At 51.5% G+C, this 23,161-nt stretch carries 21 protein-coding genes; 15 read left to right on the top strand and 6 right to left on the bottom strand.

Features of this window, described 5'->3' with window-relative positions:
• Both K7H08_RS17035 and K7H08_RS17040 read left to right on the top strand, forming a co-directional pair.
• A partial coding sequence (locus K7H08_RS17035) for an Ig-like domain-containing protein (RefSeq protein WP_231658597.1) occupies nucleotides 1-2,372 on the top strand: 2,372 nt, incomplete at its 5' end.
• A 104-nt stretch (nucleotides 2,373-2,476) separates the two neighbouring features.
• Nucleotides 2,477-2,800, top strand: a complete 324-nt coding sequence (locus K7H08_RS17040) for a tryptophan synthase subunit beta like protein (RefSeq protein ID WP_089037379.1) — start codon at nucleotides 2,477-2,479, stop codon at nucleotides 2,798-2,800.
• Between the two features lie 53 nt (nucleotides 2,801-2,853).
• On the opposite strand, the gene K7H08_RS17045 is transcribed toward K7H08_RS17040, so the two are convergent.
• From K7H08_RS17045 to K7H08_RS17055, 3 genes are all read right to left on the bottom strand, one after another.
• On the bottom strand, nucleotides 2,854-4,758 hold the full coding sequence (locus K7H08_RS17045; protein ID WP_231658598.1) for an EAL domain-containing protein: 1,905 nt from the start codon (nucleotides 4,756-4,758) through the stop codon (nucleotides 2,854-2,856).
• A gap of 14 nt (nucleotides 4,759-4,772) precedes the next feature.
• The gene (locus K7H08_RS17050) at nucleotides 4,773-5,486 is read right to left on the bottom strand and encodes a transglutaminase-like cysteine peptidase (RefSeq protein ID WP_231658599.1); all 714 of its coding nucleotides are present in this window, start codon (nucleotides 5,484-5,486) and stop codon (nucleotides 4,773-4,775) included.
• A gap of 120 nt (nucleotides 5,487-5,606) precedes the next feature.
• The gene (locus K7H08_RS17055; RefSeq protein WP_231658600.1) at nucleotides 5,607-6,278 is read right to left on the bottom strand and encodes an arylesterase; all 672 of its coding nucleotides are present in this window, start codon (nucleotides 6,276-6,278) and stop codon (nucleotides 5,607-5,609) included.
• On the opposite strand from K7H08_RS17055, the gene K7H08_RS17060 reads away from it, so the two are divergent.
• The 4 genes from K7H08_RS17060 to glyA all read left to right on the top strand — a co-directional run bounded on the left by K7H08_RS17060 (nucleotide 6,277) and on the right by glyA (nucleotide 12,550).
• Nucleotides 6,277-7,128, top strand: coding sequence for an ABC transporter ATP-binding protein (locus K7H08_RS17060; RefSeq protein ID WP_231658601.1), 852 nt, complete (start codon nucleotides 6,277-6,279; stop codon nucleotides 7,126-7,128). The genes K7H08_RS17055 and K7H08_RS17060 overlap by 2 nt on opposite strands.
• Nucleotides 7,121-9,685 (top strand): ABC transporter permease, encoded by a 2,565-nt coding sequence (locus K7H08_RS17065; protein WP_231658602.1) that lies wholly within the window; start codon nucleotides 7,121-7,123, stop codon nucleotides 9,683-9,685. The genes K7H08_RS17060 and K7H08_RS17065 overlap by 8 nt, the downstream gene beginning before the upstream one ends.
• Nucleotides 9,686-9,736: 51 nt before the next feature.
• Nucleotides 9,737-11,128 carry a hypothetical protein gene (locus tag K7H08_RS17070; protein WP_231658603.1) on the top strand — a complete coding sequence of 464 codons (1,392 nt, stop codon included), beginning with the start codon at nucleotides 9,737-9,739 and terminating at the stop codon, nucleotides 11,126-11,128.
• 156 nt (nucleotides 11,129-11,284) lie between these two features.
• Nucleotides 11,285-12,550: a serine hydroxymethyltransferase gene (glyA, locus tag K7H08_RS17075; protein WP_120386629.1), complete on the top strand. Its 1,266-nt coding sequence runs from the start codon at nucleotides 11,285-11,287 to the stop codon at nucleotides 12,548-12,550.
• Nucleotides 12,551-12,679: 129 nt separating this feature from the next.
• Here the strand turns inward: glyA and K7H08_RS17080 are convergent, their stop codons facing one another.
• From K7H08_RS17080 to K7H08_RS17090, 3 genes are read right to left on the bottom strand one after another with little or no spacing between them, the layout of a single operon-like run.
• Nucleotides 12,680-13,480: a glycosyltransferase family 32 protein gene (locus K7H08_RS17080; protein WP_120386630.1), complete on the bottom strand. Its 801-nt coding sequence runs from the start codon at nucleotides 13,478-13,480 to the stop codon at nucleotides 12,680-12,682.
• 41 nt (nucleotides 13,481-13,521) lie between these two features.
• A complete protein-coding gene (locus K7H08_RS17085; RefSeq protein WP_038486114.1) occupies nucleotides 13,522-14,115 on the bottom strand; it encodes a FlgO family outer membrane protein in 594 nt (197 codons plus the stop codon).
• A gap of 4 nt (nucleotides 14,116-14,119) precedes the next feature.
• Nucleotides 14,120-14,785, bottom strand: coding sequence for a hypothetical protein (locus K7H08_RS17090; protein ID WP_051626520.1), 666 nt, complete (start codon nucleotides 14,783-14,785; stop codon nucleotides 14,120-14,122).
• Nucleotides 14,786-15,002: 217 nt separating this feature from the next.
• Here K7H08_RS17090 and K7H08_RS17095 point away from each other — a divergent pair, with 217 nt between their 5' ends.
• From K7H08_RS17095 to K7H08_RS17135, 9 genes are all read left to right on the top strand, one after another.
• Complete coding sequence (locus tag K7H08_RS17095; RefSeq protein WP_120386632.1) at nucleotides 15,003-16,016, top strand: OmpA family protein; 1,014 nt, start codon at nucleotides 15,003-15,005, stop codon at nucleotides 16,014-16,016.
• Between the two features lie 348 nt (nucleotides 16,017-16,364).
• A complete protein-coding gene (locus K7H08_RS17100) occupies nucleotides 16,365-17,324 on the top strand; it encodes an HAD-IIB family hydrolase (RefSeq protein WP_038486107.1) in 960 nt (319 codons plus the stop codon).
• Nucleotides 17,321-18,541 carry a glycosyl transferase gene (locus tag K7H08_RS17105; RefSeq protein ID WP_038486105.1) on the top strand — a complete coding sequence of 407 codons (1,221 nt, stop codon included), beginning with the start codon at nucleotides 17,321-17,323 and terminating at the stop codon, nucleotides 18,539-18,541. The genes K7H08_RS17100 and K7H08_RS17105 overlap by 4 nt, the downstream gene beginning before the upstream one ends.
• 342 nt (nucleotides 18,542-18,883) lie before the next feature.
• The gene (locus K7H08_RS17110) at nucleotides 18,884-19,750 is read left to right on the top strand and encodes an MBL fold metallo-hydrolase (protein ID WP_038486102.1); all 867 of its coding nucleotides are present in this window, start codon (nucleotides 18,884-18,886) and stop codon (nucleotides 19,748-19,750) included.
• Between the two features lie 27 nt (nucleotides 19,751-19,777).
• Complete coding sequence (locus K7H08_RS17115) at nucleotides 19,778-19,969, top strand: YgaP family membrane protein (protein ID WP_038486099.1); 192 nt, start codon at nucleotides 19,778-19,780, stop codon at nucleotides 19,967-19,969.
• 18 nt (nucleotides 19,970-19,987) lie between these two features.
• The gene (locus tag K7H08_RS17120; protein ID WP_038486097.1) at nucleotides 19,988-20,449 is read left to right on the top strand and encodes a YeeE/YedE family protein; all 462 of its coding nucleotides are present in this window, start codon (nucleotides 19,988-19,990) and stop codon (nucleotides 20,447-20,449) included.
• Between the two features lie 10 nt (nucleotides 20,450-20,459).
• Nucleotides 20,460-20,882 carry a DUF6691 family protein gene (locus K7H08_RS17125; protein WP_038486986.1) on the top strand — a complete coding sequence of 141 codons (423 nt, stop codon included), beginning with the start codon at nucleotides 20,460-20,462 and terminating at the stop codon, nucleotides 20,880-20,882.
• 183 nt (nucleotides 20,883-21,065) lie between these two features.
• Entirely contained in the window at nucleotides 21,066-21,767 is a 702-nt protein-coding gene (locus tag K7H08_RS17130; protein ID WP_038486094.1) for a response regulator, read from the top strand.
• A complete protein-coding gene (locus K7H08_RS17135) occupies nucleotides 21,764-23,110 on the top strand; it encodes an ATP-binding protein (RefSeq protein ID WP_038486091.1) in 1,347 nt (448 codons plus the stop codon). Before K7H08_RS17130 ends, K7H08_RS17135 begins: the two co-directional genes overlap by 4 nt.
• The last annotated feature ends 51 nt before the right edge of the window (nucleotides 23,111-23,161 follow it).

Here is a 23,161-nt window from a genome sequence, read left to right on the forward strand (position 1 = left end):
TGGGCGACACCCTGGTGGTCACCGACGGCAAGGGCAACACGCTACTGGATCGTGAAGTGACGCAGGACGACCTGGACAACGGTGTCACCGTCACCATCACTGATCTGGACGGCACAGACACTGCGCTGAGCGTCACCGCCACGGTCACCGACCCGGCGGGCAACAGCGATAGCGACACCGACACCGGTACCATCGACGCCACTGCGCCGACGGTCAGCGTTGCGCTCTTAGGAGCGGGCGATGACGATGTCTACAACATTAATGAGATTGCTGCTGGCGAGCCTGATAGCGTAGAAGCCTTAGTTACTTTCCAAGCAGGTACTAAGGTTGGCGATACGTTGGTTGTTAAAGATGCGGGCGGTAACACGCTGACCACCGTAGTGCTGGATCAGGAAGACATTAATAACGGTGTTACTGTTTGGGTAGCTGTGAGCGAAGGTGCGACTAACGTAAGTGTGAGTGCCACGGTCACGGATCCTGCGGGCAATAGCGCCAGTGACGACGACAGTAAAGACGTTGCCAATGTAGCTCCAGAAGCCACGATTACCATTGATCCAGCCTTCGGGGGAGATGACTTCCTGAGCAATAGCGAGGCCGAGGAAGCACAGCCGATTACCGGTAGCGTAGACGGCGATGCCAAGGCTGGCGACGCGATCGAGGTTACTATTGGAGGCGAGGTCTATACCACCACCGTCGATGGTGATGGCAGCTCCTGGTCTGTGAGTGTACCAGCGGATAAAGTCGCTGGCCTGAGCTCAGGCGAGATTACGGCTAATGTCATAGGGGTGGATCAATACGGTAATGCCTATGAGGCAGAGACTGATCGGCCATTTGAAGTTCAGCCACCTGCGTTGCTCAATGTGGGAGGAAACGGCGATGACACAATTGAAAGTGGTGGTGGTGACGATGTCATCTTAGGTGACCGTGGCGGGAAGGTCACGATTGTGGACCCTGCCACTAACTACAACATTTCCTTGATCGTTGATACGTCCGGTAGTATGGATAATGCATCTGGCACTCCAGGATTAGATAGAATGGAGCTGACAAAGCAAGCATTGACTCAATTGGCTCATCAGTTGAAAGATCATGAAGGAACTATCAATGTTCAGCTAGTGCCCTTTGCCAGAGATGCAGATAGTGGCGTCACTATCGAAAACCTGAATGCCAGTAATGTGCAGAGCCTTATTGATGCTATTGATGATCTTGACGCCGGTGGTGGAACCAACTATATGGCTGGTTTCCAGAAAGCTGCTGATTGGTTTAATCAGCAGAATGCTAAACCTGATGCGGCTGACTTCGAGAATCTGAGCTACTTCTTAACCGATGGTGACCCGACCTACTACTATAACTCCTGGGGTGGCGTGAGTGGTTCAGGTAGTTCAACCAGTTACGACGTGTTCAAAGCTTCTGTAGATGCCTTTGCTGAACTTTCTGGTTTGAGTTCTGTGAATGCCATTGGTGTTGGCACCGGGATATCGGAAGATTATCTCAAATTCTTTGATAATACCGATTTCGCTGGAACCGCTACGGAATGGTTTGGTAACAACTGGAGTGGCTGGCGAGGTGTTACTGGTCCAATAGGTGAAGTCGATATTGTTAATACTGCTGCTGATTTAGCTGCGGCCCTTAAGGGAGGTTCCGAGTTCGATGAGCTTGAATCTCTGGGCGATGACGTCATTACTGGAGGTCAGGGAGATGACATTATCTTCGGTGATGCTATCAATACTGACCACCTCCAATGGACGAACCAAGACACAGGCACTTTATTTGCTGCAGGTAGTCACGACGGTTTGGGTTATCAAGGGCTACGAGAGTTCCTGAAGTGGGAGGTTCATAATGGAACAATGCCTAATGATGACCAGATTCTTGACTATGTTCGGGAAAACTGGGAATCCTTAATCGATACTGTGCGTACTGATGGTGGTGGTAATACTATCGATGGTGGTGCTGGTAGCGATATCTTAATCGGCGGCGCTGGTAGCGACACTATTATTGGTGGCGAAGGTAACGATCTGCTCTTCGGTGGCCTAGGCGCTGACACCTTCAAGTGGGAGTTAAACGACCAGGGCACTGCGGATAACCCTGCCATTGATACAGTGATGGACTTCAACGCGGGTGAAGGCGATAAACTGGATATTGGTGAGTTATTGGATTATGAAAACGGTGACTCGCTAGATGCCTATATTGTCGCCGAAGAAGACAGCGGTGATACAGTGCTGTATGTCAACTCTGAAGGAAGCTTGGCAGGCGATAAAGAGAATGCTGATCAAGTTATTCGTTTAGAGGGTAAGAGCTTCTCTGACTTTGGTGGTGGCGGATCACAGGATGTCATCCTCCATATGATCCAAAATGGCAAGCTAGATATCGAATAACCTTTATCTACCCCAACAGGCCGCCCACTGGGCGGCCTCGTAGTTTTTAATGACGTGTTACGTTTAGCGACACTTAAGCGCTTTTACTTACAGAGGAAGCCGCTATGCTTTACATCAAACGCAATGCCCAAGGGGAGATCGTGATGCTCAGTAAGGAGCCATCGCCTGAGTGTAATGACACTATTAATGATGATTCGTCAGAAGTGTTTGCTTTTCTAGCTGAGCAAACGGGGCAGTCAGCACAATTTATTGCATCTGACTTAGCGTTTGTACGGGTAGTGGAAGATATGCTGGAAGTGCTGCTAGAGAAGGGCGTGCTTAGTTTTACTGACTTGCCTTCGGCGGCGCAGAGTAAAATCATGGAACGTAAATCGTTGCGTGCGAAGAATGATGTCAATTTGATTAGTGATGATGGCGGTATTATCTAACAAGGCGTTACTCTGTAACGCCTTGTTGTTCATGGCTTCCTTATCGAAGATGCTTATGCGCGTACGCCTGGGCCGGTAGCTCCGTCAACGCCTACGCTGAAGAGGCTTTCCAATTCAGCTTGTTCAGTCACCCCTTCTGCGATCACCTGAATGCCAAGGGAGTGGCATAGCGTGGCCATACCTCGCACGATGGTTTGCTGTTCGTGAGAGGTATGAATCCCTCCAATCAAGCTGCTGTCTATTTTTAGATAGGCCAGCCCGATGTCGTGTAAATCGGCAAGTTTGGTGAATTCTGCCCCGACATGTTCAATTCCAAACTGACAACCTAATGGCCTTAGCGCGGCACATAAGCCGCGAAGGCTACCAATAGCGTGGCTGTTCAACATAGCGGGCACTTCGAAGCACAGCTGTTTGGCAAGTTGAGGTTGTTTTTCGAGCAACATTCTTAGCTCAATAACAAACTCAGCATTAGTGATTGAGGCAATTGAAAGATTAATGCCAATGGCGTGCGCTGGATTGTAAGCGAGTTGCTCAAGGGCTTTCTTAACCACGGCAATATCGAGCTCGGGCTCTAAGTTAAAGCGCGAGATCCAGGGAATAAACGTGCCAGCTGTTTGCCAGTGATTGGCAAGCTCTAGGCGAGCAGGACATTCGTAATGTAGTACGTCGTGGTGGGCATCAATAACTGGGAAATAAGCGAGCTGGGGGCCCAGCGCAATCGCGGCATTTAGCGCCGAACGCCATTCGGCATGATTGCCAAAGAGAGAGTTATGCTGATGCTCTCGTATAGCAACTGTGGTGTGGGCGCTCGCACTTTCGGCTTCAGCAAGGGCGTCGTCTAACGTAGCCAATAAACCACCTCGATCATCATGAGGTGTGTAGGCAACCACAGCGGTTGGTAAACGCATGCCGATATTGGGCGCCGTGAGCGCGATGCTATCAAGTGCTTGACGAAGACGCGGTATGAGTGCGCTAGCCTCTGCTTCTAAAGGCAGCATGAGGATAAAATCACTACCGTTTAATCGCCCAACCAGTGCTTCTTCTGGCGTGGGGGCCAACTGAGAGAGTTGTGTCACTAACTCACTGAGTAACTGATCAGTAGCTTGGTGGCCTAGCTGTTCATTGAGGATTTCAAGCGACTCCACTCTGGTCATTATCATCAGCCCCGTGGCACGGGCATCTTCACTCCCCAGTAACGATGATAAACGGCTCATAAACACATCGCGATTGAGCGCCCCTGTGACACGATCGTGTTGCAGGTGGCGACGTAGCTCATCCAGTTTTTGGCTTTCCTGGCTGAGCATTTGGTGCACACTAGCAGACAGAACGTTCATTGCTTGGGCCACTTCGCGTAGCTCTAACGTGCGGGGTTCTTTAATGGTGGTAAAGCGTCGGGCGCTGATATCTTTTGCCTGGGCGACAACCCGTACCAGAGGATGCTTGATACCGCGCACCACAACGGTGGCAATGGCGAGACTGATAGCGCCGGCCAGCAAGAACCAGCCTGCAAGCTCAAGCATAATGCGCCACAAAGAGGTATAGGCGAAACTGTGCTGGCTTTCGAGTTCAAGCGTGCCGAATTGCCGCCAGCCGTCTTGAATCGTTGCCGTGCCAATCGGCACATCAAAGCGAATAACGTTGCGGAACCAGGCGGGTACATCGCCACTATATTCGTTGGCCGAACGCTCAATGAGCACCTGGCCTTCGGTGTCTCGCAGGGTAATGCGGCGATAATAGCCAGTATCAAACTGTGCGGAGATTAACAGTTCTAGTGTTACCACGTCCTTATCGAGCTGGCTCATGGAAAGTGCCAATGCCGTTGCATTGTCTTCGTTTTTAATGCGCACTTCCTGCTCGATATAGTCACGGCTCGAAGTGATGCTGATCGCAAGGCTGCCGATAAACGAAAGCAACAGTAGCGCAATAATGGCCAGCCAGAGCTGTTTAATCAGCGACATAGTGCTTAATCCTCTTAAATAAAACCTTGTGATTGCATCCGTTCAACGACATTGCGCCAGCGTGATAGTCGCGCTAACGGGTCGGCACGTGATTGCGTTGTGCTACCAGCCCATAACCCATCGCTATTAAAACTGAATACTGGGTCTAGGTCGGTGCGCTGAGAAGCAGGGGTAATAGAAGGCGCAATATTATCAAGTACTAACGGCTCGGCACTGGGCGTTGAGTAGTAGCCAAGTACCATATGTGCCTGGGTGATCTGGCTGCGGCCAATGCGTGCCCGAACATAAATCATGCGCAGGCGTTCACCGGGAACACCTAGTTGCTTCAGGGTGACGTACTTGGCAATGGAGTAATCTTCGCAGTCGCCTTGTGCTTTACCCATGGCCTCTAATGGCGTCGCCCAGTAGTCCTCTTGTCCCCATACGTGGATATCATCAATCCAACGTACTCGGCGATTAAAGAAGTCGTTGACCTCGCGAAGTTGCATTTGCACCTCTTGCTCACGCAAACGCTCCACCATGGCAAACCACTCTTCTAAAACAGCAAGACCGCTTTGGCCATACTGTTGTTGCATGCTCTGCCGTAATCGTTGGGGGTTGAAGGCTGTTGCAGGCGAGGCGTGAAAACCTAATCCTGCGCTCAGCACAACAGCGCCGACAGTAGCTAAAAACTGTCGACGCGTAAGTTGTTTAAGTTGGGAGCGAGAGGAGGCAGGCATAAACGCCATGAGTAATAGTTAATAAGCGTTAAGCCTACAAGCTACTGCGTTAAAGTGCACTATCTCCTCAGTAATATCTTCTCATTAGAAAGTACTAGCTTTAAACGCGGAGGGAGGACTGTCGTCACCTCATTTGGCGGATGCTTGAAACACGCTGTCGAGCAGTGGTTCCAGTGCTGGCCAGACGTTGTCTAAAATAATTGGCTGAGCCTCGGCGGTAGGGTGAATGCCGTCGTCTTGCATCAGTTGTTCGTTAAGTGCTACGTCTTCCAACAAGAAAGGGACGAGAGACACGTCATACTCATCAGCTAACGAATGGAAAACGCCTGTGAAGGCATCACGGTAGGCTTGGCCATAGTTGGGCGGAATATCAATGCCGAGAAGCAGTACGTCAGCACCTGCCTGTTGGCTTTGTTCAATCATACTAGCTAGATTGGAACGCATTTGAGTAGGCGGAAGGCCACGTAATCCATCGTTGCCACCGAGCTCTAACAGAACGATATCAGGCTGTCGCTGTCCGATGATGTTAGCCAATCGTTGTGCACCGCCGGACGTCGTTTCACCGCTGATACTGGCATTTATAACCTGGGCTTCACCTTCTAGCCGCTCAGCCAATAACGTGACCCAGCCCCGTTCTTGCTCTATACCATAGGCGGCACTAAGACTATCGCCCATGACTAAAAGTGTTGGGCGTTGGTCGGCGTTGAGTGCCGGCGCGCTAAAGATGACTATCAGTGCCAGCAACCCTCCGGTTACCATGCGGTTCAGTCTTTGCCACGCTACAGGGATGCCATGCTTCATGTCTTACTCCTCTGATCCACAAGCCAACTTGAATCCAAAAGCCAACTTGAACCCAACAACTAATTTGCCAACCGATATTGCCTCTTCGCATCAGCCCACCACCGACACCATCACCGCCAGCAAGGTTCCTCACAAGCAAGCTCACCAGCCAGTACTTCATGCTGAAAAACTTTCTAAACAGGTGAAAAGCGGTGAACGTTCGCTAACTATCTTACACGACCTTGCGCTTAGCGTGGCAGCGGGAGAAAGTGTTGCCATTCTTGGTAAAAGCGGTGCTGGTAAGTCGACCTTGCTAGGGCTGTTGGCAGGGTTGGATACGCCCAGTGATGGTGAGCTCACGCTATTTGGCCAGCCGCTGAGCCAAATGGATGAAGATGGGCGTGCTGCGTTGCGGGCTGGAAGAGTCGGTTTTGTATTTCAAAACTTTCAGCTGCTACCGACGTTAAGTGCATTGGAAAATGTGCTGTTGCCGTTAGAGCTGTCTCCCCGAGCAGGAGAAACTCAGGCCGCGGCTCAATGGCTTGAGCGAGTCGGGCTTGGTGAGCGCACAGAACATCTGCCTAAGCAGCTTTCGGGAGGTGAGCAGCAGCGCGTTGCCATTGCACGCGCATTCGTTACCGACCCTGAGCTAGTCTTTGCCGACGAACCAACCGGTAACCTTGACCCTGATACGGGGGCACAGATTATTGACTTGCTCTTCACGCTAAACCGTGAAGCAGGCACGACGCTAATTTTAGTGACCCACGACCACGCACTTGCACGCCGCTGCGACCGATGTTTACGCCTGGCTAACGGGCAGTTAATGCCGTTTGAACCAACCGCTGCTGTAAACGGGGGTGGCGATGAGTGATATAAACTGGCGGCTTGCGGCACGTAGTTTGAAACGTGACTTACGTGCCGCTGATGTTCGCGCACTGTTTGTCGCGCTGGTGTTGGCCGTTGCCGCTTCTACCATGATCGCCTTTTTTTTAGATCGCCTGGAGCGTGGGTTAGAGCGCCAAGCAGGTCAGATGCTGGGTGGCGACTTAGTTCTTGAGCAGCGCGAGCCATTCTCTGAGGAGCTACGCACCACGCTAGAGCAAGCGGGGTTTACGCTGAGTGATCAGGTTGATCTAGTGTCAATGATTAGTCGTGGTGAGCGCTTCCAGCCAGCTAGCTTGAAAGCGGTGGATGATGTCTATCCTCACTATGGCGTTTCTCATGTGGATCGTGGTAACGGGGTTGAGCAGATTGCATCAGGCCCACCGCCTGGGGAAGCCTGGGCAGACCCACGGTTAGCGCAGCTGATTGACATTGCGATAGGCGACCGTGTTCAAGTAGGCCAAGCAGAACTGCTTATTAGTGGGATTATCGAGCGCGAGGCGGATCAGTCGGCTGGTTTTAGTAATTTTAATCCTCGTTTAATGCTTAATACCGCCGACTTGGAAGCAACAGGATTGGTGCAGTTAGGGTCACGGCTCGAGTTTGAACTGCTTGCTGCTGGGCCTCCTACAGCACTGGAGCAAGTACAGGGCTTGCTGGCCGAACTAAAACGTAATGGGGTAGACGTACGTGATGTACGTGTTGACCGTCCTCAGTTAGGCAACGCGCTTCAACGCGCTGAGAGTTATCTTGGGCTTGCCGGATTGGCGGCGGTATTATTAGCGGGCGTCGCGGTGGCTATGTCGACTCGTCGTTACGTTGAACGCCATCTGGACACCGCGGCGTTGCTGCGCTGCTTCGGCGCTAGTCAATATCAACTGGTGACTATTTTTACCCTGCAACTAATGGGACTCGCACTGATGGCCGCAATTATTGGCGCGCTGTTAGGGCTTATTGGTCAGGCTGTGCTGCTTTGGCTGTTAACAAGTTTTCTGCCTATGACTTTACCACCCCCCGGCATTATGCCGCTTTGGCTGGGCATTTTTACTGCGCTTGCGGTGCTGGTTGGTTTTGCTGGCCCCACACTGTTACGCATTAAGCGTGTTAGTGCGCTGAAAGTGTTGCGTCGTGAGCTTGACCCACTACCGCCGTCTGCTTGGTTAGTAGTGGGAGTGGCGAGTCTAGTGTTTGGTGGCCTGTTGTGGCTTTACTCAGGCAGTTTTTCGCTTGCACTGGCGCTACTCATTGGCGGTGCGGCCTTGTTAGGGCTTCTATGGATGGCTAGCACGCTGTTGCTAAACGGGCTGTTGAAAGCTGTTCAACGGCTTTCCGGTGGAAGTGAGTGGGGCCAAGCGTTTCGGTTGGGCGGCAGGCAGCTGGCCCGTCGAAAGCAAGCAGGGCTTGGACAACTGCTGGCGTTTTCGGTCACGTTTTTTGCGATGGCGATGATCGTACTAGTGCGGGGGGATTTATTGTCCACCTGGCAAGATCAGTTGCCGGCGAATACCCCTAATTACTTTGCTATCAATATTCAGCCCAGTGAGCGAGATGCTTTCGAAGATGCGGTTGCTCCGCGGGTGGAGACTCAAAGCACTCTATACCCAATGGTGCGCGGAAGAATCAGTGCTATTAACGGTCAGCCGCCGATAGAAGCCGTTCCGCCTGATGCCAGAGGTGATAACTCGCTGCGCCGTGAACTGAATCTTACCTGGCAATCAGAGTTGCCCGAAGGTAATCAGGTCGTCGCCGGAGAGTGGTTTTCACAACCGCGTGAGCCTCAGGGATGGATGAGTGAGGTGGAGGCCACGCCTCAGGAAGCTGCTAACGTTGTGCCCATCTCCGTGGAAGATGGACTAGCAGAGCGCCTTGGCCTTGGGTTAGGCGACGAGCTAACGTTCTCTGTAGGCGGTGATACGATCACTACCCGTATTGAGAGCCTACGCAGCCTTAACTGGGATAGCTTTAACCCAAATTTCTTCGTTATTTTTCCACCGGGCGTACTTGAATCATTTGGCCATAGCTTTATCACCGCGTTTCACTTGCCAGAACAAGAGCAGAGCTTAATCCGACAATTAGTTAATGATTTTCCAGGCGTATCACTGCTCAACGTGGATGCCATCTTAGGCCAAGTGCGCGAGGTGCTTACCCAGGTCACCCGAGCGGTAGAGCTAGTGCTTATTCTGGTTCTGATGGCTGGCGTTAGCGTGCTTTATGCAGCACTGACGGCTAGTCGGCCGGTACGCGCCCATGAGAGCGGCTTGCTGCGTGTATTTGGTGCAGGTAACCGAATGATTTCACGGGTACAAGGTGCTGAATATGCGCTGCTCGGTTTTGCCAGCGGTTTGATGGGGGCCTTCCTTGCAGAGTTTGCCACTGCCGCGCTTTATCTCTATTGGCTTGATTTAACACCGCGCCTGCATGTGAGCTTATGGCTAGTTCTGCCCTTAGGGGGCGCATTACTGATTGGCATTATCGGACATGCCCTTTCTTATAGCCTGCGGCGTCAAGCGCCTGCGGCGAGCTTGGGGTTGCTTGGTGAGGCTTAACAAAACTTTACCAAGTGCTATGCTTAGCGCTTCTCACAAGGAGGTCATGACATGTCTGTGTCTGTAGGTCATCGCCAGCTTACTGCTGGGGTTTCGTTGCTGCTACTTTCCGGTGCGGTGAATGCTTCACCTCAGCAGCTTGAAGCAGAGCTTCGTGAGCGGCTAGGTAGTGAGTCGAGCGCATTCACAGTTGCCCAAGTGTATGAGCAGCCTGACGCTGTTGTCGCTGAGGATATTGCTATCACTTATGCGAATGGCGATGTGTTTACTATCGAACGTTACCTCGTTGAGGGTGACTATCATCGTCCAGACAATGTAGTCATTGACGGTATGGCCATTAGCGAGGCAGGTAACTCATTGCCTTTTCTCAGCGTTGCCTCCATTGAATTGCCTAACGCTGCGCAAGCAGTGCCGTCGATTGATGAAATGAGTGCGCCAGGCATGGTATGGAAGGCGCTGAATGCGCGTGACATCACGCTAAACCTACAGGGTGAGGCAGCGGATGAGTTTTTTAGTGAGCTAGATTCTCCCCCGCTTGAGGGGCACCTGCACATTGAGACGCTCACGCTTGAAGAGGTCAGCAGTAGCGCCATTGGCTTGTTCGATATGCAGGGCGTCAGTGCCGATTTTAATGACTTGGAAAGTGGGATTAGTTCGGTTCTTTCGCTCGCTAATTTGCGCATTGAGCAGCTAACCGGAATTGATACGCCTGGGGAAGAGAGCGTGGAACATGCCGCGTTGAATGGCATGGATCTGTCCGGGGATGGTTGGCGCGTAGCGTTGGATAGCGCCTGGGTAGAAGGCAATTCCTATGTGGGTGATGCAGGCTTCGAAGGCGCATTTTTTGATATTGGAGGGCTGCTGCCTTTATTGCCACTTGAGCAACGACAAGAGTTCGAAACCTTTAACAAAATACTCACAGGGGGAAGTGGTCAGTTACAGGCTGACGGGCGCAGTCACTCCCGCTGGGCGGAAGAGGGGGAAACCGACCGCTTGATCGCTGATGGCTATGTGCGCTTGAGTAGTGCTGCGGGAATTGAATACAGACTTGATTTGCCGATCAGTTTGCCAAAAAGCGTTTCCATTGAGCAGGCAATGCAAAACCCTGCGTTGTTTGAATCCGCCACGTTGCATGGTGGTGAGGTCGTTGTGGCTTATACCGATGAAGGGTTGCTGCCGCGATTAACTACCGAGATCGCCGCGCACGAGAATATTACCGAAGCGCAAGCAGTCTCTATGGCGCTGAGGCAGGCTCGTCAGCTTGAGCCCTTGTTAGGCTCGCAAATAACCAAATTAATGACCGGGATGGTCGACATTATGGCTGGCCATTCCCAAGCCTTAACGGTCAATGTCGCATTGCCCAATCCGTTTACTTTTAACCAATTCATGATGAACCCGATGGCGAGTACTGAGCAGTTTACGTTCACCTATGAGCTAAAGTAGCGCGGTTGACCAGTTAGTCAGTTTTTTGATGACGACATCAACATGAAATACGCTCATGCACGACCTGACGCGGATGCGATGAAAGTCGCGTCAGGCTGCGTTATGATAGCGCCCTAGTTTCCCCATGATGATCCTTTTGTAACGAGGTTCCCGCCGATGTTCAGCCGCGATATGACAATTGCCGGATTCGATGATGTGCTTTTTGATGCGATGCAAAAAGAAGTTGCACGCCAGGAAGCTCACATTGAATTGATTGCTTCTGAAAACTACGCCAGCCCCCGCGTACTGGAAGCGCAAGGCAGCCAGCTGACCAATAAATACGCCGAAGGCTATCCAGGTAAGCGCTACTATGGTGGCTGTGAATTTGTTGATATCGCTGAAAATCTTGCGATCGACTATGCCAAGCAGCTGTTCGGCGCGACCTACGTGAATGTTCAGCCTCACTCTGGTTCTCAGGCCAATAGCGCGGTTTTCCAAGCGCTGGTAAAGCCGGGTGACACCATCTTGGGGATGAGCCTGGATGCCGGTGGTCACTTAACCCATGGTGCCAAGCCTAACTTCTCTGGCAAGCACTATAATGCTATTCAGTATGGGCTGAACGAGCAGGGCTTGATTGATTATGATCAGGTGGCTGAGCTTGCTCGTGAGCACAAGCCCAAAATGATCATTGCTGGCTTCTCTGCTTACTCGCAAATTGTCGATTGGGCTAAGTTCCGTGAGATCGCTGATGAAGTAGGTGCCTACTTGCTGGTTGATATGGCGCACGTGTCTGGCTTGGTTGCTGCAGGCGTTTACCCGAGCCCGCTGCCCCATGCTCACGTCGTGACATCTACCACACACAAAACCCTGCGTGGCCCACGCAGCGGCGTTATTCTCTCCGCTGAAAACGATGCGGATATCGAGAAAAAGCTGCAGTCTGCTGTCTTCCCTGGTGGCCAGGGCGGCCCGTTGATGCATGTTATTGCCGCCAAGGCAGTCTGCTTCAAAGAAGCCATGGCGCCTGAATTCAAAGCTTACCAGCAGCAGGTGGTTAAAAACGCCCAGGCGATGGCCAAGGTGTTTATCGACCGCGGTTACGATATCGTGTCTGGTGGTACTGAAGATCACCTGTTCCTGCTGTCTTTGATCAAGCAGGGCGTGACCGGTAAAGATGCAGACGCTGCCCTGGGCCGCGCTCACATCACTGTGAACAAAAACGCGGTGCCTAACGATCCGCAAAGCCCATTCGTGACCTCTGGTTTGCGTATTGGTACGCCTGCCGTTACTACCCGTGGCTTCGGTGAAGATGAGTGCAGCCAGCTGGCTAGTTGGATTTGTGACATCTTAGATGTACTTGCTAAAGGTGAGGACACCAGCTCAATCGAAGCCCAAGTGCTCGATAAAGTGGCCCAAGTATGTGGCCGCTTCCCTGTTTACAAGTAACATTGGCTCGCTTTGCCAGGCCGAACAGTAGTGGCATGGTAAAGCAAACAGGGATAAAGCAAAAACGATAAAAAAAGCGCTAACCTATATGGTTAGCGCTTTTTTATTGGCATCAAGTCGATCTGAAGATCAAGGCTCTTCTTGGCGAATGATGCTGACTTTTTTCTGCTCTCTGGTCCATTTGCCCGCTTTTTTATCAATGTATTGGAAGTGCTCGTTCGTGAAATTACCTTGATTGCAGGCGTGGCGATACGACACCGTGGGTACGGTGCGTTGATCTAATAGCTGAATAAATACGCCAGGACCAGTGAGCTCAAACACGTTGGTGAGAGTGTTCTCTTCAATGTTTTGCTGCACTTGATCAATCAGTCTGCGTAGGTTGGGGTTGCCTGGTTTGCTGGCGATAAAGTAATTGCTCAGCTCACCTTTGCGGGTCGTAACGTAGAGCTCGTCAATATCGGTAGGCACAACGCGGGCAAGCGGCCAGATGGCATGTGCGTCAATATCGAGATAAACGCCGCCGTATTTGTAAAGCACCATTAGGCGCCAAAAGTCAGCCTGCGCCGCACCAATTTGTAACTTTGAATAGCTGGTGAATAGAGCGTCGTCGAAATTTTCTTTAATAAAGTCACTCCGCGCCTCGGTAATCATGAAACGATATTCGAAACGAGGGGCCATGAGACGATTAAACAAATAGTTCAGGTAAACCGGAAGGGTCACTCTATTAGTGAAGTTGGTCTGCCAAATAATCCGTGGAATAGTCGAATCATTTTTAGGTGCCAGCCAAGGCGCGGCATAGGCTGGCAGCGTGAAGCGCTTGTTCGGCAGCACGGCATGAAAAATATAGCTAAGCAGCTTGGTAATGTTTGCGCATAGCTTTATCAAGCGACTAGTGGCCACGATAAGTGGTTTGCTTGTGCGGGTGGGCATGTTCATCCTTTTCATTCGTGTCGCGGCAAGAGGTGAATCGATTACCAGCCGCCTTGGCCTTCCAATAAGCTTCGGGTGTTATTATCCAGCGGCAGCTTAAAGTCAGCGCTGCCAAGCACCATCGCATCACCAGCGCGAACTACCCGTGCACTCACATAGAGATAGTCCTGGCCTTGTGCATAAGTACCCATCAGTATTGAGCGTGCATTGTGCTGGGCGCTAAGACGTTGGACTTGGCGGGATAAAATTAATTCGCCAACGGTTTCTTCAATAAACATACTGTCACGCATTTTGACTTCGCGTACCTGCATGCCTTGCCTTGCGAGGGCGGACGCCATAATTTCAGAGCTAATACGGCCAAACGTAGACGACTGGCTTAAGTTATCAATACTTACAAAGGTAGCCGCAATCATCGGGCTATGGCGTGTAAGATCTGGATTGCTGGCCACCATTTGTGCGGCGGCTTCATGGGCTAGTTCGGAAAGGTCTGGCTGAGGCTCGGCATTTCGCATGCTATTGTTATTGCCAAGTGCAGTGCAGCCAGCCAAAAACAGCATAAACAACGCAACGATAAGCAGGCGTGCACCAACTGCTAAGCCGCGCAGTGGAGACAGAGAGTGGGAGAGTGAAAGCATGTAATTACCAAGTATCGGTGATAGAAACAGTTGGGGTTGCAGGCGCTTGAGGAACGCGATGTGGCGCATAGTGACGTCGGTCACCAGCATTTATGTAATAAATATTAGAAGAGGAGTAGAGAATGCGTTCACTATCAACGATCTGGGTAGTGATGATAACCTCCTCTTTGCCCTCATAAGTCCAACTGCCGCTGGTCGTATCTGCCACCATCGCAGCGGGAATTAATGCAAGCGCAGGCTCGCTCCAGTTTCCTAGTGCCATGCTAGCCACGGTCACGCCACCGGCAAGGGCGGTGTATGCACCAAACGGTGGGCGTATATAGCCGCGATCACGATGCTCAACAACTTCTACGTCCACTTGAACGGTGGCACCGCCAGTGTTGGGTTGCGTCATCACGCTTCCCCCGCGTGACACCAGTTCGCTTGTTAATAGCGTGCGAAAGCCACGTTCAAATTCGCCACCGTAATAGGCGCTAACTGACGTATGCTCTTGTGCTGGGATATGGAGATCCCTAAAGCGAACCCGTTCATTGCGAAGAATGCCTGCTGCTTCGTGTTGGGCTAGCACTTCCCAGTGCTGGGCTGCTTGCATGCGCTGCTGCTCACTATAAGGATAGGTAGTCGCAATGGGAGCCTGCGATGTATTGGCATAAAAGCAGCCGCTTAGCATCAGGCTCGCCAGTCCAATGCCGACAGGGCGAAATAGTCGGCCAATGGACGATTGGGTCGATGATGGCTCAGTGCTTAATGAATGAGCTCTTGATGACATAGGTCGGGTGCGCACCTGATTGTTCCTTCTCGCTACGAAACGGCTTTTGATAGACTAGTTTGCCACGCTTACCCTAGATCGGCCACGAGGTTAAAAACTTGAATGAGTGAACCCCCCCATGCTTGAAGACCATCGCGCTGGTCCGCGTCATGATTCATTGCTAACCGCTTATCCAGAAGATGAAAGTAATAGCGGTTGGATGATTAGCTATATTGACATTATGACGCTACTGGTAGCCCTGTTCGTTATTATTATTGCTGCGGCTAATGTGACAAGCCCATCATTGTTTCAGCAAGAAACAGCCGATGAGTACGGCTATGAGTCGTCACCTGCTAGAGAAATACCCCTGCCGGATGCGCTTGCTGAAGCCCGTCAGCAGCGCACAGTACTCGGCGTATCACCTAGCAGTGATACGCTCAGCCCGTTTGCGATTAGCGCTGCGTTGGGTGTGGCAGGGTTGCCTAAAGCTCGCACTGCTGTTGTGGAGGTGCCTCCTTTATTGGCGCGGATTGAAGAAGTATCGATAGATACCCAGCCATCGACTGCCAATAGTAGGCTTCCGCAGTTGCTACTGCCCACCGATGAGCGTCAGTCTGTTTCGCCGTTGGCCGATTACATGGTAGTGCTCACCGACCGTCCACCTATCAATGTACAAAAAGTATCTGACGTGGCGATTAATAGCGCATTAGCACTTGATGAGAGATTGTCTGAGCGTGTGGAGGCTTCGACGTACCTACCTAACCTGGAAGGCGTTGAAGTTTCCCGAGTCGCTGAAGGTATCAGCCTGCGTGTACAAGATCGGTTGCTATTTCCCTCTGCCGATGCTCAGTTGACAGAAGGTGGCTCATCGTTAGTAGGATCATTGATGGATACCATCCAGCGCTTCGAGGGGGAAGTGTGGGTAGAGGGACACTCCGATAGCCAATCTATCAATACCCCAGAGTTTTCGTCCAACTGGGCGCTTTCAAGTGCGCGGGCGATTGCGATCGTTGAGGCACTTGAAGCCGCAGGGGTTGCTCCAGAGCGTTTGCGAGCCGTTGGACTAGCCGCAACTCAGCCGCTAGAAGATAACGATACTGTCGAAGGGCGAGCGCGAAATCGTCGCGTTGAGGTGGTTATTCATGTGGACTAGGGGGTAAGTCAAAAAAAACCCGCCGGGGGAGGCGGGCATGAAAGGGCTTGGCTCACTGCAGCCCACTGGCATCAGGTGAGGGGTGTACAAGGTTGCCAGTGGGTACAATTTCAGTATAGCTATTTATGAGCTTTTGCCAAGGGCTTGTCGAATTTTTTTCAATTTATTCGCGCACTATTTTAGTGCGCCGAAGTTGCGTTGTTTTGGGGCTCATAAGAAAGTGGCTGCTTTTTATGAGTTAAATTTTTGATTATTAAAAATAAAATTGTATTGGCATACAAACTGCTTTGTTGCTCATCTAAAAGTGGACGTGTGTAACGACTTTTAAGATTGCAAAAGGGTGGTGCTATGACCGAATACAAGCGTACTGCGTTGCCCAGTGATGCTCAGTCACCAAGCGACTTAGACCCAGCGCTTCAACCGCGTTTGGTAGTCACCGACTTGGACGGTTCATTACTAGATCACCACAGTTATGATTTCTCACCTGCCAAGCCCTGGCTTGCCCGCCTTAAACAGCTAGGGGTTCCGGTCATTCCGGTTACCAGTAAAACTCGCGCTGAACTCATTCCCCTACGAGAAGCCCTTGGGCTAACGGCGACCCCCTTTATTGCCGAGAATGGTGCTGTTATTGGTCTGCCGCCAGGTTGGTGTCATGCGCGTTTAGATCGCCCTGGTAATGGCCGAGATGGCGTCGTTATTAAACACACCGGAGTTGATAGTGGTTTCATTAAAGCGCGACTAAACGTTTGGCGTAAGCGTCTGGGGGTTCGGTTTACTCGAATGGGCGACTTAAGTCTTCAACAGGTAATGGCGTTAACTGGGCTTGATGAAACCCGTGCGAAAGCAGCGCGGCAGCGGGAGGGGAGTGAGCCACTTATTTGGGAAGATAATGCAGCCGCACTTGAAACGTTCCGCATTGCGCTTGAAGGCGATGGCCTTGAGCTCACGCAAGGGGGCCGCTTTTGGCATGTGATTGGGCGCTTGTCTGATAAAGGGGGTGCCGTAGAGTGGCTAATTAAACGATTTACTGCATTACGAGGCAGTTCGCCACTTTCATTGGGCTTGGGCGATGGCCCAAACGATATCACTATGCTGGAAACTGTCGATCAAGCTGTAGTGATTCGAGGTTGCCACGCTCTTAACGTTGAGCCGCACAACAGCGCGTTATATCGAACAAATGCAACTGGGCCAACTGGCTGGGCTGAGGGGGTAGCCCACTGGTGGGGGCGAGATGACGGGCGTCTAGAAATGGCGCCAGTGAATGACGCCGCTGCATCAGATTACAAGCCACGGGAGGCTAGCGTATGAGTGATTTCCATCAAAATGGTGTGATAACCGATTTTCACAACTTAACGCGCCGGCCAGTTGAAGCCCTTGAACAAGAGCTTTGCCAGTTTGCCAAACGTCGCCCAATGGGACTAATTTTACCCTCGCTTTTTTCTGAACTGGAAGGGCCTGCGCTGTCGGCAATTGTTGATGAGCTGGTGAAAGTGCCTTACCTCAATGAAATTGTCGTTGGTTTGGACAGAGCAGACCGCGATCAATTTTTATATGCACGGGAATTCTTTTCACGCTTGCCCCAGCACACTCGAATTCTATGGAATGACGGCCCGCGTTTACGTGCTATCGACCAAGAATTAGAAAGTCATGGTTTAGGGGCTTTAGAGCCAGGAAAAGGAAGAAACGTATGGTATTGCGCTGGCTATGTGCTTAGTTCAGGTCGCTCCACCACCGTTGGTCTTCACGATTGCGATATTCTTACCTACGACCGTGGCCTTCTAGCGCGCCTTATGTATCCTGTCGCGAATCCCCGTTTTAATTACAGTTTTTGTAAAGGCTATTACCCGCGTATCGCCGAAGGAAAGCTCAATGGGCGTGTTTCTCGGTTGATGGTGACGCCGCTGCTACGTGCCTTGAAAACTGTCTGTGGTCCGTTACCTTATTTGGATTATCTAGACAGCTTCCGTTACCCGTTATCTGGTGAATTTGCCATGCGCAGTGATGTGCTAGAGGGCATTCGAATTCCCGCTGATTGGGGGTTGGAAATCGGCGTACTGTCCGAGTTGCAGCGCAACTACTCACACCGTCAGCTATGTCAGGTCGATATTGCCGACGCCTATGACCATAAGCATCAGCCCGTTAGTGAAGAGGATGCGACCAGTGGCTTGAACCGAATGAGTCTGGATATCGCAAAAGCGCTTTATCGTAAGCTGGCTACCCAAGGGGTTAGCTTTAGCAGCGAAGATTTCCGGACGCTCAAAGCAACCTACTACCGTTTAGCCTTAGACCTCATTGAAGCCTATGATCACGACGCGACGATGAATGGACTAAGTTTAGATCGCCACTGTGAAGAACAGGCAGTTGAGCTATTTGCCAGCAATTTGCTAGAAGCTGGCAATCTGTTTTTAGATAACCCTCGTGAACGCCCCTTTATTCCCAGTTGGAACCGTGTACAAGCGGCGATGCCTGATGTGCTAGCCCGTATGCATGAAGCGGTAGAGCTTGATAATCAGGGTAAGGTTTAACGCTCAATGCTTGTTTGTTTCTATAAATTTTAAGTTTATCAGTGCTTTAAGTTTATAAGTGCTTTGAGTTTATCGGGCCTTTAAGCGTATCAAGTCTCAAAGTGTATAAGGCTTTAAGTCGATAGACGCTGATGAATTTCGCTTAACCGACCATGTCATTCTCTTCACAGCACCTCGTTGGCAGCGAGGTGCTTTTTTGTTTCGCGGCTATTGGCCGACGAGCAATATTGATCATGCTCAAGAAATCGTTTTAAATTCCAAATAAGTATAAACATATAACATTTTATGGTCTATGATGGTTGCATAGCAACATCATTACTTGCCATTAGCGGGAGGCACAGAATGCAACACCCGATTGTCACTCACTTCTTTGATGAGCCCACTAACACCTTTAGCTATGTGGTGCAGGACCCAGATAGTAATGCCTGCGCTATTCTAGATTCGGTACTGGATTTTGATTATGCCGCGGGGCATACGGATGTACGTTCTGCTGACGAGATCATTGAATTCATTCGCGATAACCGCCTTGAAGTAACGTGGATTTTAGAAACCCATGTACATGCTGATCACCTCTCTGCGGCGCCTTATTTACACCAAATGCTAGGTGGAAAAACCGGGATTGGCGCGCACATTGTCGACGTACAGGAAATTTTTGGTAAAGCATTCAATGCAGGGACTGAGTTTGCTCGGGACGGTAGCCAATTTGATGCTCTGTTTAATGAAGGCGATACGTTCACCATTGGCAGTCTTCAAGCGCGCGTGCTTCATACGCCAGGCCATACGCCTGCCTGCCTTACTTATGTGATAGGCGACGCGGCCTTCGTTGGCGACACACTGTTTATGCCAGATTACGGCACCGCACGCTGTGACTTCCCCGGTGGCGATGCACGTACGCTGTACCGCTCTATCCAAAAGGTGTTGGCACTGCCGACGCAAACGCGGCTGTTTTTGTGTCATGACTATAAAGCGCCAGGCCGAGACGTTTATCAGCACGAGACCAGTGTGGCAGAGCAGCGTGATGCGAACGTCCATGTGCATGAAGGCATTTCAGAAGATGAGTTCGTGAAAATGCGCACGGAGCGTGATGCCACGCTAGGCATGCCTAAGCTCATTATTCCCTCTGTACAGGTCAACATGCGCGCGGGCGAGATGCCGCCTGCCGACGACAATGGCGTTGTCTATCTAAAAGTCCCTATCAACCGTTTTTAACTGATATTGATTATCGAGGAGCAGAAAATGAAAGCAAACGTCGGCGGTATCGACAAAGTAGCACGAATCGTAGTTGGTCTTATTCTGATCATACTGGCGCTTACCGGCACCATTGGCGCATGGGGATGGATTGGCGTCGTACCACTCGCCACTGGGCTGTTTAATTTTTGCCCATTGTATCCTCTGCTGGGCATCTCAACCTGTAAAAACAAGCATTAACACAGCAAGGAGACACCTGTGGACTGGATAGCAAGCCTGCAAGGGCTCGTTGGTGGTGTATTGATAGGCTTATCCGCTGTGTGGTTGATGGGAGCCTTGGGGCGCATCGCCGGTATTAGCGGCATTATTGGGAACTTAATAACCCAGCGACCTAAAGGCGACAGTGCTTGGCGCATAGCCTTTTTGTTCGGGCTGGTGAGTGGCCCGTTATTGGTCATGGCAATGGGAGGCGGGCTAGGCAACGTTGCCGATGCTCCCGGTGCGGTGATCGGTGCGCCAGCTGGCGGTGTGCCGCTAATGTTGATAGCCGGTCTGTTAGTCGGGTTAGGCACTGGGCTTGGCAGCGGCTGTACCAGCGGCCATGGCGTTTGCGGTTTGGCACGCTTATCCCCCCGCTCTATGGCCGCCACTGGGGTGTTTCTACTCACAGCGGTGGCCACGGTCTATGTGATGCGTCATATGATTGGAGGTGGTGTATGAGGCGCGTGATATGAATAGTGCAACAGTAAAAACCGCTGCTGGCTATATCGCTGGTTTGCTATTCGGGCTTGGGTTAGCTATCTCGGGTATGACTGATCCTGCCCGTGTACTTGGCTTCCTTGATGTAGCCGGCGCTTGGGATCCAACGCTGATGTTCGTGCTAGGCAGTGCGGTAGGCACAACGTTTGTGGGCTATCGGTTGGTATTTGCACGTGGCGAGCCGCTGTTTAGCGCTAATTTTCAGCTTCCAACTAAGCAAGCGTTAGACGGTAAGCTGCTGGGGGGGGCAGCGCTATTTGGCATTGGATGGGGGCTTTCTGGCTACTGTCCTGGCCCTGCCATCGCCTCCATCGGTGGGATCTCATTGCCGTTATTGGCGTTGTTGGCCGCGATGGTGGCAGGCTGGTTTATCGCAAAACGTATTAGCCAGTAGCGTTAATGTATAAACCACTGTTATCGCCCTTGTCTCTTTAGGCAAGGGCGTTTTTGTAAATGAGCTTTTGTAAATAAGCTTTGGTAAATGAGCTTTGGTAAATGAGTTTATGGCACAGCCCGCTAGCTTAATGTTGGGTTAATGTGCGTTTGCCATGCTGGTAGCAATAAAAGGAAAACCGTCATGCACGTCTTGCTCATTGAAGATGATCCATTGGTCGCATCAGGAATACGCTCCGGTTTAATGATGTACGACTTTGTCGTCGATCATGTGTCCACGATTCAAGCAGCGGGACAAATCATGCAGTCAGTGGTAAGTGACGTTGTGATACTTGATCGCGGTCTTCCCGATGGCGACGGCTTGCAACTGCTGCAATCGTGGCGTGACCAAGGTAACGCTACCCCAGTGTTAATGCTAACAGCGCGGGATGCGGTACGAGACCGTGTTGACGGCCTGCAGTGCGGAGCCGACGACTATCTGGTGAAACCCTTTGACCTTGACGAGTTAGTGGCCCGTCTTCATGCACTGCTTCGGCGAGTATCGGGCCGTAGCCAGGGTATGACGGTACATGGGGCGCTAACGCTGGATCCTCATGCGCGTGAAGTGAGAGTCTCCGGTCAGTTGGTAACGCTATCGCGCCGAGAACTGGTGCTTTTAGAGGCCTTTCTGCATTCGCCGCGCAGCGTGCTTTCTGCCGACCAGCTAAAAGATAGCCTCTATGGTTTGAGTGACGATGTAGAGAGCAATGCACTGAATGTGCATATCCACCATCTACGTCGAAAACTAGGCAGTGGCATCATTGAGACGGTTCGTGGGTTGGGATATCGGTTAGGCAAGCCTGAGGCTGTCCACATTCCAGGCACGCCTCATAAGGGGCAGCAATGAGTTTACGAGCCCGCCTATTGCTTACCCTGGGGGTGACATTGGCATTGCTATGGGGTGTTGCTGCGGCTTGGTTGCTCAATGATTTAGAAAAAAAATTCGTAGAAACACTCGATCAGCGCCTTGCTCAGTCGGCACGCATGGTCGCCGGGCTCGTGCTTCAACTGCCTGAAGATGTCTGGGAACAGAGCCAAGCTCGCGCTTTGTCTATCCCGCCCATCGAGGGGTTGGCCTGCCAGGTGCACTCCCCGCGTGGCGATATCATTGCCCGTACTCATGCCAACATGGAAACCATACTGGCACCGGGTGAGCGTGGTCATGCTTACCGGCAGGAAGGCGATACTACCTGGCGTGTCTTTACCTATGAACGTGGCAATCTGGTCATTACTACCGCCGACCGGATGGATGAGCGGGACATATTGCTTAGCGATGTGTTTCGCGTCGCTGTCGTGCCGTTTGTGGTGGCATTAACGGGCAGTTTAATTGCGCTCTGGGTGGTTGTTTGGCTTGGTTTTGCGCCGCTAACCAGGCTGCGCGCGTCGCTTGCCAGTCGTCATCCGGAAGCGCTGGCACCCGTATCTACCTATGGGGTGCCGAAAGAGATTAAACCGTTGATTGAGACGCTCAATGGGTTACTCGTAAGAATCCAACAAACCATTGTCCGTGAACAGCGTTTTACCAACGATGCCGCTCATGAGTTACGCACTCCCTTAACGGCGATTAAAACCCATCTTCAAGTAGCGCAGCGAGCCGACGGCGAAACGGCGAAAGAATCACTCAGATACGCAGAGGCGGGGGTGGTTCGACTAGCGCATACGCTAGACCAGTTACTGACGTTAGCAAGAGTTGAAGGGCGCATGCGCTTTGATGATGGCGAGCTAAGTCAGGTAGGTGAGATTGTTGATGTTGCGATCGCCGATAGCATGGCAACTGCAGGGCAGTGCCAGCTTCCCTCTCAATTACCCCAAGTGTGCGTTGCCATGCCTAGAGAGCTGGCAATAACCGCACTACGTAATTTACTGGATAACGCATTGCATCATGGGGCGAGTGAGCAGCCTGTCGCGCTAAGCGTGCAGTGTACCCCTGATCAGCGTCACGTAACGTTCACAGTGCATGACCAGGGTAGCGGCGTCGATGACGCTACACTAAAGCAGTTAACTCAGCGTTTCTGGCGCGTGAGCAAGCAGCAAGGTAGCGGTTTGGGCTTAGCGATTGTGGCGGCAATTGTTGAGCGTTTTGGGGGCTGGGTAAATTTTGAAAATGTCCAGGCCGGCGGGTTTAGCGCCCATTTAACCATTCCTACGGTAGGGGATGAGCAACGAGAAAGACCTGAGGCTATTCGATAGCTCTCGCTGCATCATCGCAGTAAATGGGCTACGACTAGTAAATAACGGGCA

This window comes from Halomonas sp. IOP_6, assembly GCF_021151565.1.
GTDB lineage: Bacteria > Pseudomonadota > Gammaproteobacteria > Pseudomonadales > Halomonadaceae > Vreelandella > Vreelandella alkaliphila.

What these genes read in the sequence shown, in the direction of transcription:
- K7H08_RS17040 (WP_089037379.1), top strand. Translation starts at nt 2,477, where the DNA reads ATGCTTTACATCAAACGCAATGCCCAAGGGGAGATCGTGATGCTCAGT.
- K7H08_RS17045 (WP_231658598.1), bottom strand. Translation starts at nt 4,758, where the DNA reads ATGTCGCTGATTAAACAGCTCTGGCTGGCCATTATTGCGCTACTGTTG.
- K7H08_RS17050 (WP_231658599.1), bottom strand. Translation starts at nt 5,486, where the DNA reads ATGGCGTTTATGCCTGCCTCCTCTCGCTCCCAACTTAAACAACTTACG.
- K7H08_RS17060 (WP_231658601.1), top strand. Translation starts at nt 6,277, where the DNA reads ATGTCTTACTCCTCTGATCCACAAGCCAACTTGAATCCAAAAGCCAAC.
- K7H08_RS17055 (WP_231658600.1), bottom strand. Translation starts at nt 6,278, where the DNA reads ATGAAGCATGGCATCCCTGTAGCGTGGCAAAGACTGAACCGCATGGTA.
- K7H08_RS17065 (WP_231658602.1), top strand. Translation starts at nt 7,121, where the DNA reads ATGAGTGATATAAACTGGCGGCTTGCGGCACGTAGTTTGAAACGTGAC.
- K7H08_RS17070 (WP_231658603.1), top strand. Translation starts at nt 9,737, where the DNA reads ATGTCTGTGTCTGTAGGTCATCGCCAGCTTACTGCTGGGGTTTCGTTG.
- glyA (WP_120386629.1), top strand. Translation starts at nt 11,285, where the DNA reads ATGTTCAGCCGCGATATGACAATTGCCGGATTCGATGATGTGCTTTTT.
- K7H08_RS17080 (WP_120386630.1), bottom strand. Translation starts at nt 13,480, where the DNA reads ATGCCCACCCGCACAAGCAAACCACTTATCGTGGCCACTAGTCGCTTG.
- K7H08_RS17085 (WP_038486114.1), bottom strand. Translation starts at nt 14,115, where the DNA reads ATGCTTTCACTCTCCCACTCTCTGTCTCCACTGCGCGGCTTAGCAGTT.
- K7H08_RS17090 (WP_051626520.1), bottom strand. Translation starts at nt 14,785, where the DNA reads ATGCTAAGCGGCTGCTTTTATGCCAATACATCGCAGGCTCCCATTGCG.
- K7H08_RS17095 (WP_120386632.1), top strand. Translation starts at nt 15,003, where the DNA reads ATGCTTGAAGACCATCGCGCTGGTCCGCGTCATGATTCATTGCTAACC.
- K7H08_RS17100 (WP_038486107.1), top strand. Translation starts at nt 16,365, where the DNA reads ATGACCGAATACAAGCGTACTGCGTTGCCCAGTGATGCTCAGTCACCA.
- K7H08_RS17105 (WP_038486105.1), top strand. Translation starts at nt 17,321, where the DNA reads ATGAGTGATTTCCATCAAAATGGTGTGATAACCGATTTTCACAACTTA.
- K7H08_RS17110 (WP_038486102.1), top strand. Translation starts at nt 18,884, where the DNA reads ATGCAACACCCGATTGTCACTCACTTCTTTGATGAGCCCACTAACACC.
- K7H08_RS17115 (WP_038486099.1), top strand. Translation starts at nt 19,778, where the DNA reads ATGAAAGCAAACGTCGGCGGTATCGACAAAGTAGCACGAATCGTAGTT.
- K7H08_RS17125 (WP_038486986.1), top strand. Translation starts at nt 20,460, where the DNA reads ATGAATAGTGCAACAGTAAAAACCGCTGCTGGCTATATCGCTGGTTTG.
- K7H08_RS17130 (WP_038486094.1), top strand. Translation starts at nt 21,066, where the DNA reads ATGCACGTCTTGCTCATTGAAGATGATCCATTGGTCGCATCAGGAATA.
- K7H08_RS17135 (WP_038486091.1), top strand. Translation starts at nt 21,764, where the DNA reads ATGAGTTTACGAGCCCGCCTATTGCTTACCCTGGGGGTGACATTGGCA.